Source organism: Myceligenerans crystallogenes, from assembly GCF_039529775.1.
GTDB classification, from domain to species: Bacteria; Actinomycetota; Actinomycetes; order Actinomycetales; family Cellulomonadaceae; genus Myceligenerans; species Myceligenerans crystallogenes.
Genome location: NZ_BAAANL010000003.1, coordinates 216,673 through 230,687 on the forward strand (window position 1 = coordinate 216,673; position 14,015 = coordinate 230,687).

Here is a 14,015-nt window from a genome sequence, read left to right on the forward strand (position 1 = left end):
TTCCTGGGGCCGGGCGGCCGTTGTCAGTCCTGGGCGGCGGGCGGCGGCTTCTTGCGGCCCAGGAGCCTTCTGCCCGGGGCGGGCAGGGACTTGGCCGGGTGGTTCTCGATGACGCGGGGGAAACGCTCCGGCGGGGCGCCGAAGGCGACCCGGGACTGCGAGATGACCGTGTGACCGAGCGCGCGGGCGCCGAACCAGCCCACCACCGCGCCGACGCCGAACGGCAGGATGCGGCCGAGCATCATGCCGCCCTGCTTGGCGAGCTGGCGCTGGACGAACTGGTGGGTGAGGGTCTTGTTCACGCGCTGCAGGGTGGTGTGCGGCATGCTCGTGAGCAGCACCTTGCCCCAGGCCACGCCCGAGCCGCCGATGGCGTTCTCGACGTCCTGGGCGCCCTTGTCGCCCAGGACGGTCGCGAGCAGCAGGGCGCGGCGGCGCGGGATGTTCTCCGTGTCGATGCCGTGCACGTCCGCGACCGCGAGCGAGAACACCGCGGACGACGCGAAGAAGGTCGCGATGTCGCTCGTCGACAGGGCGACGCTGGTCGCCGTCCCCACCGCGGGGATCGCGGCGGCGGCGCCCACGGCGCTGCCCGTGGTCTCGATGACCCGCAGGTACTCCTTCTCCAGCAGCTTGATGATCTCCGCGGGGGAGGCGTTCGGGTTGCGGGCCCGGAGCTTGTCCACGTGGCGCCGGATCGCCGCCGACGGCATCGTGACGGCCTTGTCGATCAGGGCGTCGAGCGGGCTGCTCGGCTTGTAGTTCGCCCAGTCCGCGGGCGTGACCTCGACCGAGTGGTCGGGCTTGAGCACCTCTTTCCCGGAGGTGCTGCCGGCCTCGTGGGGGTTCTGGTCGCGGGGGTCCGTCTGCTGCTCGTCCTTGGCCATGTGGTCGTGGTCCTCTCGCAGGTGTCCGGGACATGCGGGTCGGGCGTGGGCGTGGGGTGCGTGGCGTCCGGCGGGCGTGCTGCCCGGCCGGTCCGACGGCGGCCGGCGCCGTCGGACCGGAACCTACTCCGGCTGGGAGAACTCCGCGGGCGGGATGTCCGGGCCGGCCTTCAGCGTGCGGCCCACCGTGCAGGCCTTGTCGATCGCGCGCTGCGCGATCGTGAGGAGCTTGGCGCGCTCGGCGTCGTCGAGCATGCTCAGGTCGATCTCGAACTTCTCGGTGAGCGTGGGGTACAGATCCTCGGTCATGTCCTTCGGGTCCTCCACGCGGATCGTGGTCGCGTAGTCGTCACCGAGCCGGCGGGCGAACGCACGGTCGCTGCTCATCCCCGCGCACGCCGCGAGCGCGATCTTCAGCAGCTCGCCCGGCGTGAACACGGCGCCGGCGCTCGCCGGGCCGATCTCCACCCGCGCGCCGCGCGCGGAGAACCCGGTGTACGTCCGCACGCCGTTGCGCTCGACCCACAGCGGATCGGTGGGGGAGGGCGTCACGGCGGCGTCGGTGATCTGATCGGTGGTCTCGCTCATGGGGATGATCCTTCCATCACTGACTGACATCTGACTGACATCTCGCTGACCTGGCGTCCGGGAATCCGCCGGAAGCAGACACGCGGACGGTTCAACGCCGAGGGCCGCAGCGACGTTCCGGCGGCGTGTCGGCCACCCGTCGTAGGGTGGGCCGCATGACGGCGATTCCGACCCCCTACGAGGACCTGCTGCGCGACGTGCTGGAGCACGGCACGCCCAAGAGCGACCGCACGGGGACCGGGACCCGGAGCGTCTTCGGGCGCCAGCTCCGCTACGACCTGTCGCGGGGCTTCCCGCTGATCACCACCAAGAAGGTGCACCTCAAGTCCGTCGTGTACGAGCTGCTCTGGTTCCTGCGCGGCGAGTCGAACGTGCGCTGGCTGCAGGAGCGCGGCGTCACCATCTGGGACGAGTGGGCCGGCGCCGACGGCGAGCTCGGCCCGGTCTACGGCGTCCAGTGGCGCTCGTGGCCGACGCCGTCGGGCGAGCGGATCGACCAGATCGCGAAGGTGATCGACCAGATCCGCACCAACCCCGACTCCCGGCGCCACGTCGTCACGGCCTGGAACCCGGCCGAGGTCGACGACATGGCCCTGCCGCCGTGCCACGCGATGTTCCAGTTCCACGTCGCGGACGGAAAGCTCAGCTGCCAGCTCTACCAGCGCTCGGCGGACCTGTTCCTGGGCGTGCCCTTCAACATCGCCTCGTACGCCCTGCTCACCCACATGGTCGCCGCCCAGACCGGCCTCGCCGTCGGCGACTTCGTCTGGACCGGCGGCGACTGCCACATCTACGACAACCACGTCGGCCAGGTCACCGAGCAGCTCACCCGGGCCCCGTACCCGTACCCCACCCTCCGGCTCGCGGCCCGCGACTCGATCTCGGACTACGAGTACGACGACGTCCAGGTCCTCGGCTACGTCTCCCACCCGGCCATCAAGGCCCCGATCGCCGTCTGACGGAGCTCCGCGAGCCGGCGAAGCCGGCCGGCCGGCAGCTCGACCCGCAAGGAGGACACAGCATGATCGGCCTCATCTGGGCCCAGGCCCGCGACGCGGCGGGCCGTCCGGTCATCGGCGCGGCCGGATCCATCCCGTGGCGCATTCCCGAGGACTTCGGGCACTTCAAGGCCACGACGTCGGGGCATCCCGTGGTGATGGGGCGGCTGACCTGGGAGTCGCTGCCGAAGCGGCCCCTGCCGCGGCGCACCAACGTCGTCGTCTCGGGGCTCGGCGCGGTCATCGGCATGGCGGACGGGACGCCGCACGACGATCCCACCGCCACCCCGACGACCGTCGAGGTGGCGGGGTCGCTCCAGGAAGGGCTGGCGCTCGCGGCCGAGGCCCCGGGGGGCGACGAGGTCTGGGTGATGGGCGGCTCGCGGGTCTACGCCGAGGCGATCGGGATCGCGGACCGGCTGGAGGTCACCGAGGTCGACCTCCGGGTCGAGGGCGACACCTTCGCCCCGGACATCGATCCGGCCGCGTGGCGGCAGGCGTCGGCAGGGGAGTGGACGACGTCGTCGTCCGGCGTCGTCTTCCGGTACCTCACCTACCTGCGTGCGGAACCCGCGGCATGACGTCCGGCGTGCCGCGCGCGGTCACCGCCCTGCTCCTCGGCGGGGTGGTCGCCGCCGGGCTCGGCGCCCGGGCCGTCCTGCCCGGCGCGGTGGGCGGCCCGCTCGGTGACGCGCTGTACGCGACGCTCGTCGTGCTGCTGATCGTGTTCGTCCGGCCGCGCACGTCCCCGGCCGCGGCGGCCCTGGCCGGGTTCGCGATCTGCCTCGCGATCGAGCTGTTCCAGCTCACCCCGGTTTCCGCTGTCGTCGTGGCCGGGTTCCCGCCGGCCCGGTACGTCCTCGGCACCACCTTCTGGGCGCCGGACCTCGTGTGCTACGCGGCCGGCGCCGCCCTCGGCGGCATCCTGTGCCGGAGCGCTACGAGGCGCGGCGCCGCTCGCGGCCGGGTGCCCTCAGCGCCCTGAGCGGTCGCGCAGGGCCGCGGCGATCAGCAGGGCGGCGGGGACGAGCCCCGTGGTGAAGCCGCTGGCCGGGCCGACGATGATCATGCACAGCACGATCCAGCCGAGCAGGATCCAGCCGACGTACGCGGGGAGCAGGTCGCCCTGGTTCGCCGCGCGGATCGTGAGCAGTCCCAGGATGACCAGCAACGCCCAGAAGCCGCCGGGCTGCGACCAGAACGCGGCGACGGACTCGATGGTCGCCCCGCCGTTCCGCAGCTCCCCGGCGATCCAGCCGGGCCAGTACGGGCTCATCGTGAAGACGACGTGCAGGACGGCGATGACGAGCAGCGCGATTCCCGCCGCCCGCGTCAGCCCGCTGCCGGGCGCCTTGACCTCGACGGTGTTCCCCGTGGTTTCCATACCGCCACGGTCGCGCCCGTGACCAGGTTCGATCCTCCCCCGATCGGGGGGATCGACGGCCCTTCCGGGGGAGCGTGCGAGCTGCGACCGACTCCGGGAGGGAGTTCCCGCCGAGATCGCGCGGGCAAGCGGCGTCATGGCCGGGGGTGAACGGGCGGTCGGTCGGCGAGGGCTACGGGTGGTGCGTGGTGCGGAAGGTCCAGGCCGGGTCGGCGCCCTCGCCGTAGGCCTGGGACTGGACGGCGATCGCGCCGTGCGCGGTGCGGGACAGGCGGACGCGCCACGGCGTGAGTTCGTCGCCGTGCAGGTCACAGCGGAGGTCGAGGGTGTCCGGGTCGGGGCGTCCGGCGGTGACGACCGCGGGGCGGCCCGCGACGACCGCTTCGGACGGGCCGTCGAACCTCAGGTCCGGGCGCCAGCCGAGGGGAGTGAGGACGGCGGCCGCGGCCGCCGCGAGCTGCTCCGTGAGGTGCGTGGGCGCGGCCGGGTCGTGCGCCGGGGCGGGCCAGGCGAGGTCCACGACGGGGGGCGCCGGGGCAGGTCCCTGGCCGGCGACGACGGGCGCCGGGAGGGCGGACGCGAGACCGGTGCCGGCGGCCGCCGGGACGGGCGGGACGGCGTCCCCGAGCGGTTCGATCAGGAGGTCCATGACGTCGTCGAGCAGGCGCTGGTCGCCGCCCGTGCAGGCCTGGGAGTCCGCCGTGACGACGACGGCGAGCCGGCGGGCCGGGTCGCCGTAGACGATCTGGCCGCCCATGCCGAACATCAGCCAGCCGCCGCGTCCCGGCAGCCAGAGCTGGTAGCCGTACCCCTGACGGAGGGTTCCGCCCCAGGTCAGCTGGGTCGTATCGGCCTGTGCGCTGGTGGCGGCGCGCCAGTAGTCCGCGGGGACCCCGGCGACGTCGTCGGACATCAGGCCCTCCGCGATCCGCAGCAGGTCACGCGGGGTGCAGATCAGGCCGGAGCCGCCGTGCTCGATGCCCTCCGGCCCGGGCAGGACGCGGAGCTCCGGGCTCACGCCGAGCGGGTCGAGCAGGCGCGGGCGCAGGTAGCCCGTGATCGAGCCACCGCTCACCCGCTCCACCAGGGCCGACAGCACGTAGGAACCGCTCGTGTCGTAGGTGAACAGCGTGCCCGGCGGGTGGGCTGGCGCCGCGCGGAACCAGGACTCCAGCCAGCGGCCCGCGGTGCGCTCGTAGGTCGTGGCCTGGTGCGGCCCGCGCATGGCGAGCAGGTGCCGGACCGTCGTCGCCTCCAGGTACGGATGGAACGGCGCCAGCTCGGGGAAGTGGCCGACGACGGCGTCGTCGAGCCCGACCTTGCCCTCGGCGGCGAGCATTCCGACGGCGATCCCGGTCAGCGTCTTGGCCACCGAGTACATCCGCTGCGGCAGGTCCGGCCCGAACGGCGGGCACCCCGCACTCGCGATCAGCTCACCGGCCAGGCTCACCCGCACCGTGTGCAACGCGATGTCCAGCCGGGCGGCACGGCGTGCCAGCTCGCCGATTCCTGCTGCTGCGACTTCACCGGCGCCGACGTCCACCACGCGCCCATGGTAGAGGCTGGGTGCAGGCAGAAATCGCGGATGTGAGCGCTCTTTCAAGCGATATCTGCCTGATTCGCGATCTCTGCCTGCACGGCGGGTCGGTCAGACGAGGTCGCGGACCGCCGCGTACTGGTCGCGGATGATCGGGTGCGGGTCCGCCGGGAGGGTGGTGGCGATCGTCGTCGACCAGGCCGGAGGGGCGACGTCGGCCGGGGCGCCGCCCGGCGCCGCCGTCCCGCCCCGGGCCGCCGCGAGGACCCAGGCCGCCTGGCGGGCGGCGCCGTCGGCCACGTATTCGCCGGGCGCCGGGATCGCGATCGGCAGGCCGAAGACCTGCGGCGCGATCTGCTGCACGGCCGGCGACTGGGCCGCGCCGCCGATCAGCATGACGCGTTCGATCGGGACGCCCTGTGCGCGCAGCGCGTCCAGGCCGTCCGCGAGGCCGCACAGCATGCCCTCGAGGTAGGCGCGCGCGAGGTGCGGGCGGGTGGACGTCGCCAGGCGGATGCCGTGCAGCGTGCCGGTGGCGTCCGGGCGGTTGGGGGTGCGCTCGCCCTCCAGGTAGGGGACGAGCACGAGGCCGTCGGAGCCGGCCGGAGCCTGCAGCGCGAGCGCGGCGAGCCCGTCGAAGTCGACGTCGAGCAGCGTGCGGGCGGCGTCGAGCACGCGGGCCGCGTTGAGCGTGACGGCGAGCATGAGGGCGTTGCCGGTGGCGTCGGCGAAGCCGTTGATCGCGCCCGAGCCGTCGGCGGTGCGCCGCGGCGCGACGGCCGAGACGACGCCGGACGTGCCGATCGAGATCGCGACGTCGCCCGGGACCATCCCGACGCCGAGCGAGGCCCCCGCGTTGTCGCCCGCGCCGGGGCCGATGAGGGCGCCGCCGTCGACGGCGGAACCCGCGATGGTCGGATGCGCGACGGCGCCCGCCTCCGCCGGTGCGAGGACCCGCGGCAGGACGACGTCGTCGTGGCCCAGCGCCAGGCGCAGCAGGTCGGGCCGGTACTCGCCGGCGCCGTCGGCCCCCTGCGCGTCGTAGTACCCGGTGCCGGACGCGTCCGACCGGTCCGTGAACAGGGCGTCGAGGTCCGGCCCGAGCGGCGCCGACGGATCGCCCTGGGGCCCGTACCCGGCGATGCGCCACGACAGCCAGTCGTGGGGCAGCGCGACGGCCGCGACGCGCGCGGCGTTGCCCGGCTCGGCGTCGCGCAGCCAGCGCAGCTTCGTGACGGTGAGGGAGGCGACGAGGACGGAGCCGACGACGTCGGCCCACCGCTGGGCCCCGGCGGCGCGGTCGCCCTCGCCGAGCTCGGAGATCAGGGCCTCGGCGGCCGCGGCGGACCGGGTGTCGTTCCACAGCAGCGCGTCGCGCACGACGTTCCCGGCGGCGTCGAGCGCGACCAGGCCGTGCTGCTGACCGCCGACGGCGATCGCGGCGACGTCGACGAGGCCGCCCGCGGCGGCCGCGGCCTCCAGGAAGGCGGACCACCAGTGGTCCGGGTGGACCTCGGTGCCGTCGGGGTGCTTGGCGGAGCCGGACCGGACCAGCTCCCCGGTGTCGGCGTCGCGGACGACGATCTTGCAGGACTGCGTGGACGTGTCCACGCCGGCGACGAGGGGCATCGGTGCTCCTGGCGTTCTAGGGGAGGCAGTGGGAAGGCTGGGTACCGGGGCGGCACCATGGCTGAGGTGCCGCCCCGGTGAGGTCGGCTCTCAGCCGATGAGGTGCTTGAGGGCGAGCTGGTGGAGGTTCACCAGGCCCTCGTGGCGGTCGGAGAGGGCGGCGACGTCGTACGTCTCCTCGCTCGCGAGGAACGCCTCGATCGTCTCGCCCTCGGCGAGCGTGGACTGCGCCGACTCGAAGATGCCCGCCGTCTCGAACGCGGCCTGCACCTCCGGGTCCTCGCGGTACGCCTTGGCCTTGACCGCGAGCAGGTCGTACGTCTCCATGTTGGCCTTGGCCGACTCCCAGACGCCGGCGACACCCTCGGTGCGCGACGTCTTGTAGTCGAAGTGCCGCGGGCCCTCGTAGCGCGGGCCGCCGTTGGGGGCGCCGTTCTCCAGCAGGTCCACCGTGAAGAAGGCCGAGAGCAGGTCGCCGTGGCCGAACACCAGGTCCTGGTCGTACCGCGGGCCGTGCTGGCCGTTCAGGTCGATGTGGAACAGCTTCCCGGCGTACAGCGCCAGCGCGATGCCGTGCGTGTAGTTCAGGCCGGCCATCTGCTCGTGCCCGACCTCGGGGTTCAGGCCCACGATGTCGCCGTTGTCGAGCGTGTCGATCAGCGCGATGGCGTGACCGATGGTCGGCAGGAAGATGTCGCCGCGCGGCTCGTTCGGCTTCGGCTCCAGGCCGATCTTCAGGTCGTAGCCCTGGGACTTGATGTAGGCGGCGACGGTGTCGATGCCCTCGGCGTAGCGGGCGTGCGCGGTGATGAGGTCCTTGGAGTTGTCGTACTCCGTGCCCTCGCGGCCGCCCCACATGACGAAGGTGGTGGCGCCCATCTCCGCGGCGAGGTCCACGTTCGTGAGCACCTTGCGCAGGCCGAAGCGGCGGATCTCGCGGCTGTTCGAGGTGAACGCGCCCGCCTTGAAGATCGGGTGCATGAAGGTGTCGGTGGTGACCATCTCGCAGACCAGCCCGGTCTCCTCGGCGGCCTTCTTCACCGAGGCGATCGCGGCGTCGCGGGTCGCGGCGTCGGCGTCGAACGGGATGACGTCGTTGTCGTGGAAGGTGAAGCCCCACGCGCCGAGCTCGGCGAGCTTCCGGATGGAATCTGCCGGGTCGAGGTCGGGGCGGGTCGCGTGGCCGAACGGGTCGCGCCCGGCCCAGCCGACGGTCCAGAGGCCGAACGAGTACTTGATGTCGCTCACGGAAGTTCTCCTCGTCGAGTCGCCCGGCACGGGGCCGAGCATTTGTTGTACGGCTGAACTATTCCTCGGGTTTCGGCTAGAGTCAAGGCGTGACCACGACGACGGCCTCCCGCCAGCACACCCTGCGCGAGCGCAACCTCCGGCTGGTCGCACACGCGGTTTTCGGCGCCCCCGAACCACTCTCGCGCGCCGGCGTCGCCGCCGCGACCGGCCTCACGCGCGCGACGGTCTCCACCCTGGCCGACCAGCTCATCGGCGCCGGGCTGATCGCCGAGCTCCCCGCCGTCGCCGACGGGCGCGCCGGCCGCCCCGCGGTCCCGCTCGTCCCCGCCCGCCGCTCCGTGGTGGGCATGGGCCTCGAGGTCAACGTCGACTACCTCGGCGCCCGGGTCGTCGACCTGACCGGCGCGGTCATCGCCGATCACGTGGCGCCCGGCGCGTTCCACGACAGCGACCCCGCCGAGGTGCTCGGCGCGCTCGGCGGCCTCGCGCGCGACGTCGCCGCCCAGGTGTCCGACGACGGCATGCGGCTCGCCGGCGCCCGCCTCGCCCTGCCCGGCCTGGTCGACGCGCACGCCGGGATGCTCGACGTCGCGCCGAACCTCGGCTGGTCGTCCGTCCGGCCCGCGCCCCTGCTCGGCCTCCCGGACCTGCGGGTCGACGTCGCGAACGAGGCCAAGCTCGCCGCCCTCGCGGAGATCGGCGGCATCGGGGACACCGCGGCCGGCGCGGCGGACGCGGAGACGCCGCCGTCCGGGACCCCGGGCCGGACCGACGTCCCCGACTCCTTCCTGTACGTCTCCGGCGACGTCGGCATCGGCGCGGCGATCGTCGTCGGCCGCGAGCTGTTCCTCGGGGAACGCGGCTGGAACGGCGAGGTCGGCCACGTCGTCGTCGACCCCTCCGGCCCGCGCTGCTCCTGCGGGGCCTTCGGCTGCCTCGAGCAGTTCGCGGGCAAGGAGGCGCTGTCCCGCGCGGCCGGCCTGCCGGCCGACGCGCCGCTCGCCGACCTGCTGTCCCTCCTCGCCGCGGAGGCGCCGCAGGGCGCCACTGACTCATCGCCGACGACGCCGTCCGCCCCCGCCCACGCCGCCCTCCGGCGGGCGAGCTCGGCCCTCGGCTCGGCGCTCGCGGACTTCGTCAACCTGGTCGACGTGCACACGGTCGTGCTCGGCGGGATCTACACGGACCTGCTGCCGTGGCTCGGCACGGAGATCGAGGCGGTGCTCGCGGAACGCGTCCTCGCGGCCCCGTTCGTGGACCTGCAGATCCGCCCGGCCCGCGCCGGAGCCCAGGCAGCGCTCACCGGAGGCGCCCGCGAGGTACTGCGCGGCGTCATCGCGGACCCAGCGGCGTGGGTGCAATGACTGCACCCTGCGAACCCAGAGTGCGCCTGATTGGATTCGAACCAACGACACCGGCTTTAGGAGAGCCGTGCTCTATCCCCTGAGCTACAGGCGCTTGCGCACACAGCGTAGCGTGTCGCGGCCGGAGGCGTCGTCAGGTTTGCGTCACGCGCGGACGAGGACCGGGACGCCCGCCGGGAGGTCCTTGACCGCGTCGAGGCCCTCGGGGGTCAGGCGGATGCAGCCGTTGCTGATCTCCTGGCCCTGGCCCACGCCGACGTGCAGGGCCGTCGCCGCGTAGTTCACGCCCGCGAAGGTGTCCAGCGACTCCGACTGCGCCGACAGGAACAGGCTCAGGCCCGTGTTCGACGCCGTTGTCACCGTCATGACCTGTGTGAGGCCCTGCGGCGTGGGTGTGGCGGGGGTGCCGATCCCGGCCGGGAGCGTCGTCGTGGGCCCGTCGCCCGTGTCGACCTCCACCACGCGGTCGGAGAGGTCGATGACGATCGAACGATCCTCGCGCTCGATCGTCACGTCCTTCGTGCGCAGCCAGCCCGAGACGCCGTTCACCGCCTCCGGGTCGGCCGACGGGAGCGCGCCGCGGCCGTACGGCAGCAGCACCTTGACCATGTCGTTCTTCGTGTCGAGCACCAGCCAGCGCGCCGCGTAGTCGTACTGCGTCGCGGCCAGCGCGAGCCTCGGCCGCTTCGACACGTCCGCCGCGGCCCAGACCGGGGTGAGGTCGCGTGCCGGGACCGCGACCTTGCCGGGCAGGTCGCCGAGCGACGACACCCGGGTACGCGGCATCGCGGGGAACACCGACTCGATGGTCGGGACCGACAGGTCGCGCAGATCGAAGTCCGCCGGCTCGACGCGGGGCTCCCGGCTCGCCGGCTGCCCCGGGGAGAGACTCGGCACGGAGGCCACGGCCTCCCCGGAGTCGGAGGCGGGCTGGTCGCGGAACACGGTGAACGCCGCGGTCACGGCGATGACGACCAGCATCGCGACCCCCGCGACGAGCGCCGCGATCCAGCCGGGCCGCAGGCCGCTGCCGGGGCTGTCGCCCCGTGTCCCCGCCTGCTCCACCGATGCGTTCATCTCGTCACCCCCGTCACATTCTGCCGGAGGATCGCGTTCGCGGCCCACGTGAAAACGGATTGTCACGCAGGTCCGATATCGTGCATGCGCACACCCGTCCGAACGCCGAGGAGCGCCCAGTGCCCCCCAACCCGCAGCAGCTCCGCTCACGCGGCCTGGTGCTGACCGCAGCCATCTCCGTCGCCCTGGTCTCGACCGGCTCCGCCTACCTGGCGATGGTCGCGTTCGGCATCGACGTGCTCGAGATGAATCCTGGTACCGCCTATGCCACGGCGGGCGTCTTCGAGCTCTCCCTGGTGACCGTGGCCCTGCTCGCCCGCGAGGCCGCGAAGGACAACCGGCCCGGGGGCGTGCTGCTGACGCTCACCTGGATGCTGTCGTCCGCCTCCGGGGCGTTCGCGGCGTGGCACGAGCTGTTCGTCGGGCATCCGGTCGGCGCGGCCATCTTCCGCTTCCTCGTGCCGCTGCTCGCGGCGCTCATGTGGCACCTGGCGCTGATCGGCGACCGGCACCTGGCGACGGGCATGTCCTGGTCGGGAGCGCGCCAGGCGCGCCGCATGCACGCCCTGTTCCTGAGCACGGAGGACCTGTTCCGCGCGCAGAGCTTCCACGACGGCTCGCGTGGCTCGCGCCGTCGCCTGCTGAAGGCGGAGGCGGTACGACGCCGCGCTCGCGCCGTCGCCCTGCGGACGGTCCCGCCCGAGGAGATGCGCTCGCAGGTCGCCGCGTGGTCCGAGGCGATGGCGGCGGTCGGCGACGGCACGGCCGACGTCGCCCGCCTGCACGTCGACGACCGGCGCCGCCTCACCGCCCTGCTGGTCGACGACGGCGCCCCGCGCGTGCCGGGCGACGATCGGCGTGCGGCCGAGATCGTCTCGGCGGAGATCGAGGCCGCCGAGACGCGAGCCCGCATCGCGGCCGCCCGCAGCGGTGAGGGGCGGGTCATCGAGGGCTCGCGCCCGGCGCCGCGGGAGGCCGGCACGACCACGCGGCAGAACTCGCCGGTGACCCGGCACCGGCCGACGGAGGCGGAGTTCCGCGCCCCGCAGTTCCGTGAGCCGACCTACCCGCAGGACGAGCCCGAGGGCGGCCGGCCGGAACGCGAGGACGAACCGGAGCGCGGCCGTCCGGATCGCGAGCACGAGCCCGCGGCGCGGGGGTACGACCCCCGGGACATCGTCCCCGCCCTCGACGACGAACCCGCCGCGCGGCGGTTCCCGGTCCCCGTCCCGGACCCGGCGGACGACCGCCCGCGGCGCCGGCCCGGCGAGGGTGCCGCGGCGGCGGTGGCCGCGCTGACCGGCGCGGCGCCGCACGCCGCCGGGGTGCGGCCGATCGGCGCGCCCGCCCCGGACGCCCCGCCGCCCGTGCGCCCGCCGACGGGTGCGATCCCGATCGCGACGGTCCAGGCCGCGTCGGCAGGGTCCGAGCTGTACGGCGAGTCCGCCGAGCGGCGTCGGCCCGCGGCCCGGGAGGAACGACGGACCGAGGTGCGGTCCGCAGCCCCCGACACCGGCGACGACACCGCGGCGCGGCGGCCCCGGCCGCCGCGGAACGTGGTGCCCGAGCGGCAGCCCGGCACGCCCCTCGACGAGGCGGCGGTGAACCGCATCATCGACCTGTTCGCGCAGGGTGCGACGGTGAAGTCGATCGCGGAGCAGATGCGCGTCAGCGAGTCCACGGTCCGCAAGCGACTGAAGGACTTCGAGGCCACCGGGAGCATCCCGGTCGTGGGCCGGGCCTGACGGTCTCCCGGCCGCGGGGAGGGACGTCCCCGCGGCCGGTCCGGCGGTACGACGGCGTCGGCTCAGCCGGCGTCGTCGTGCGCGATGTGCCCGAGCGCGCGCCAGATGACGGCCAGCGTGATGCCCGCGCCGACGAAGCCGAACCAGAACGGGGCCGCGAGGCCCCAGTGCTCGGCGATCACGCCGCCGAGCGCGTTGCCGACCATGATCCCGGCGAAGATCGAGACCATGTTGAGGGAGGCCACGCGGCCCTGCAGCTCGATCGGCGTCGCCCGCTGCTGGACGGCGCGGGAGATCGCCCCCCACACGAACGAGTAGACGCCGAACCCGAACATGGCCACGAACGCGCCCCACTGGGTCGTGTTGAGCGCCAGCGCGAGGTGCCACGCCACCTCGCAGCTCAGGGCCACCCGCATCAGGGTGGCGAACCGGTAGCGGCGCTGGAGCTTGTCGAACGCCGTGGTGCTGAGCAGGCCGCCCACGGCCATCGTCGTCGTCAGCAGGCCGAAACCGGTCTTGCTCATCCCCAGGTGCTCGGTCGCGTAGAGCACCAGGACGCCCATCGGCGCCGCGTAGGTGATGTTGAACGTGAGGATGGTCAGCATCAGCGTGCGGACCGCGGGGGCGTGCCACACCCAGTGCAGGCCCTCGGCGATGTCCTTGAGGACGTGCGTGCCGGCGCCGTCGCGCACCGGGCCGGGCGGGGTCACCACGCGGGCGACGAGGAGGACGGCGAGGACGGTCGCGACGCCCTCCACCACGAACGGCCACACCGTGCCCGCCGCGAACAGGACCGCGCCGAGCGGCGGGCCGACGAGCTGGTTGGCCGTGAGGAACCCGGCCTGCAGGCGGGCCTGCCCGATCGCGAGGTCCTTCTTGTCGACGAGCATCGGCATGAGGGTCTGGCCGGCGGTGTCGGCGAAGACCTCGGCCACCCCGAGCGCGAGCATCACCGCGAGCACCAGTGTGATGTTCACGACATCGGTGACGATGATCGCGCAGAGCGCCGCGACGACGCCGACGCGTAGGAGATTTACCACCATGACGAGCCGGCGGCGGTCGACCCGGTCGGCGATGGCGCCCGCCCAGAGCCCGAGGACCAGCCACGGCAGCTTGTTGAGCAGGGCGGCCAGCGCGACGAGGAAGGGCGACGACGTCTGGGAGGCGACGAGCAGGGGCCCCGCGGCCATCGCGATGCCGTCGCCGATGTTGCTCACCCACGAAGAAGTGACGAGCCACCTGAACGACCGTCCCAGACGTTCCGGGAAGATGGCCTCGACGAACTTGCTCATGAGGCAGGGATTGTATGGAACGGCACCTGAGGACGCGAGAGAATTTCCGGCCGTGCAACTCTTTGCCGCGGACTTCCGGGGCGCACGAGTGGTGAGTTACATCGCTCTGCAAGGAGTGCGTCAGCTGCGAGAGCCGTGAACCTGGACGACTGTCCAACGCTGTGTTGACGCACGCCGCTGAACGGTGCACACTTCACTGCAGACGGTGCGCATCGCCCGCCCCCTGCGCGGTGCGCATCGTCATACCCCATCGGGCTCCGGCC

13 protein-coding genes and 1 tRNA gene are annotated in these 14,015 nt (G+C 73.4%); 5 read left to right on the plus strand and 9 right to left on the minus strand.

Translation table 11 applies throughout. The features are described from left to right. Positions 1-23 precede the first annotated feature (23 nt). Both ABD208_RS08590 and ABD208_RS08595 read right to left on the minus strand, forming a co-directional pair. Positions 24-887, minus strand: a complete 864-nt coding sequence (locus ABD208_RS08590) for a hypothetical protein (protein WP_344101578.1) — start codon at positions 885-887, stop codon at positions 24-26. A gap of 123 nt (positions 888-1,010) precedes the next feature. After that, positions 1,011-1,475 (minus strand): OsmC family protein, encoded by a 465-nt coding sequence (locus tag ABD208_RS08595; RefSeq protein WP_344101580.1) that lies wholly within the window; start codon positions 1,473-1,475, stop codon positions 1,011-1,013. Positions 1,476-1,630: 155 nt separating this feature from the next. Here ABD208_RS08595 and ABD208_RS08600 point away from each other — a divergent pair, with 155 nt between their 5' ends. From ABD208_RS08600 to ABD208_RS08610, 3 genes are all read left to right on the plus strand, one after another. Then, positions 1,631-2,434, plus strand: a complete 804-nt coding sequence (locus ABD208_RS08600; RefSeq protein ID WP_344101582.1) for a thymidylate synthase — start codon at positions 1,631-1,633, stop codon at positions 2,432-2,434. A 62-nt stretch (positions 2,435-2,496) separates the two neighbouring features. Next, positions 2,497-3,054 (plus strand): dihydrofolate reductase, encoded by a 558-nt coding sequence (locus ABD208_RS08605; protein WP_344101584.1) that lies wholly within the window; start codon positions 2,497-2,499, stop codon positions 3,052-3,054. After that, complete coding sequence (locus ABD208_RS08610; protein ID WP_344101586.1) at positions 3,051-3,458, plus strand: ribosomal maturation YjgA family protein; 408 nt, start codon at positions 3,051-3,053, stop codon at positions 3,456-3,458. The genes ABD208_RS08605 and ABD208_RS08610 overlap by 4 nt, the downstream gene beginning before the upstream one ends. Here the strand turns inward: ABD208_RS08610 and ABD208_RS08615 are convergent. The 4 genes from ABD208_RS08615 to xylA all read right to left on the minus strand — a co-directional run bounded on the left by ABD208_RS08615 (position 3,447) and on the right by xylA (position 8,271). Then, positions 3,447-3,857 carry a DUF6463 family protein gene (locus ABD208_RS08615; protein WP_344101588.1) on the minus strand — a complete coding sequence of 137 codons (411 nt, stop codon included), beginning with the start codon at positions 3,855-3,857 and terminating at the stop codon, positions 3,447-3,449. The two genes, ABD208_RS08610 and ABD208_RS08615, sit on opposite strands and share 12 nt — an antisense overlap. Before the next feature lie 172 nt (positions 3,858-4,029). Then, positions 4,030-5,403, minus strand: coding sequence for a serine hydrolase domain-containing protein (locus ABD208_RS08620; RefSeq protein ID WP_344101590.1), 1,374 nt, complete (start codon positions 5,401-5,403; stop codon positions 4,030-4,032). 102 nt (positions 5,404-5,505) lie between these two features. After that, positions 5,506-7,023: a xylulokinase gene (locus tag ABD208_RS08625; protein ID WP_344101592.1), complete on the minus strand. Its 1,518-nt coding sequence runs from the start codon at positions 7,021-7,023 to the stop codon at positions 5,506-5,508. A gap of 90 nt (positions 7,024-7,113) precedes the next feature. Beyond that, positions 7,114-8,271, minus strand: coding sequence for a xylose isomerase (gene xylA, locus ABD208_RS08630; RefSeq protein ID WP_344101594.1), 1,158 nt, complete (start codon positions 8,269-8,271; stop codon positions 7,114-7,116). An 89-nt stretch (positions 8,272-8,360) separates the two neighbouring features. Here xylA and ABD208_RS08635 point away from each other — a divergent pair, with 89 nt between their 5' ends. Further along, positions 8,361-9,638, plus strand: coding sequence for an ROK family transcriptional regulator (locus ABD208_RS08635; RefSeq protein ID WP_344101596.1), 1,278 nt, complete (start codon positions 8,361-8,363; stop codon positions 9,636-9,638). A gap of 21 nt (positions 9,639-9,659) precedes the next feature. Here the strand turns inward: ABD208_RS08635 and ABD208_RS08640 are convergent. Together ABD208_RS08640 and ABD208_RS08645 are read right to left on the minus strand one after the other, a co-directional pair. After that, a tRNA-Arg gene (locus tag ABD208_RS08640) sits at positions 9,660-9,732 on the minus strand. 50 nt (positions 9,733-9,782) lie between these two features. Further along, positions 9,783-10,715: a L,D-transpeptidase family protein gene (locus tag ABD208_RS08645; protein WP_344101598.1), complete on the minus strand. Its 933-nt coding sequence runs from the start codon at positions 10,713-10,715 to the stop codon at positions 9,783-9,785. Positions 10,716-10,834: 119 nt separating this feature from the next. Between ABD208_RS08645 and ABD208_RS08650 the strand changes: the two genes are divergently transcribed. Then, positions 10,835-12,460 carry a helix-turn-helix domain-containing protein gene (locus tag ABD208_RS08650; RefSeq protein WP_344101600.1) on the plus strand — a complete coding sequence of 542 codons (1,626 nt, stop codon included), beginning with the start codon at positions 10,835-10,837 and terminating at the stop codon, positions 12,458-12,460. 62 nt (positions 12,461-12,522) lie between these two features. Here the strand turns inward: ABD208_RS08650 and ABD208_RS08655 are convergent, their stop codons facing one another. Further along, positions 12,523-13,752 carry an MFS transporter gene (locus ABD208_RS08655; RefSeq protein WP_344101602.1) on the minus strand — a complete coding sequence of 410 codons (1,230 nt, stop codon included), beginning with the start codon at positions 13,750-13,752 and terminating at the stop codon, positions 12,523-12,525. Positions 13,753-14,015: the final 263 nt, after the last annotated feature.

Excerpts from the sequence above, each read along its gene's own strand:
- ABD208_RS08605 (WP_344101584.1), top strand. The coding sequence starts at position 2,497 with ATGATCGGCCTCATCTGGGCCCAGGCCCGCGACGCGGCGGGCCGTCCG.
- ABD208_RS08625 (WP_344101592.1), bottom strand. The coding sequence starts at position 7,023 with ATGCCCCTCGTCGCCGGCGTGGACACGTCCACGCAGTCCTGCAAGATC.
- ABD208_RS08645 (WP_344101598.1), bottom strand. The coding sequence starts at position 10,715 with ATGAACGCATCGGTGGAGCAGGCGGGGACACGGGGCGACAGCCCCGGC.
- ABD208_RS08655 (WP_344101602.1), bottom strand. The coding sequence starts at position 13,752 with ATGAGCAAGTTCGTCGAGGCCATCTTCCCGGAACGTCTGGGACGGTCG.
- ABD208_RS08615 (WP_344101588.1), bottom strand. The coding sequence starts at position 3,857 with ATGGAAACCACGGGGAACACCGTCGAGGTCAAGGCGCCCGGCAGCGGG.
- ABD208_RS08590 (WP_344101578.1), bottom strand. The coding sequence starts at position 887 with ATGGCCAAGGACGAGCAGCAGACGGACCCCCGCGACCAGAACCCCCAC.
- ABD208_RS08600 (WP_344101582.1), top strand. The coding sequence starts at position 1,631 with ATGACGGCGATTCCGACCCCCTACGAGGACCTGCTGCGCGACGTGCTG.
- ABD208_RS08610 (WP_344101586.1), top strand. The coding sequence starts at position 3,051 with ATGACGTCCGGCGTGCCGCGCGCGGTCACCGCCCTGCTCCTCGGCGGG.
- ABD208_RS08595 (WP_344101580.1), bottom strand. The coding sequence starts at position 1,475 with ATGAGCGAGACCACCGATCAGATCACCGACGCCGCCGTGACGCCCTCC.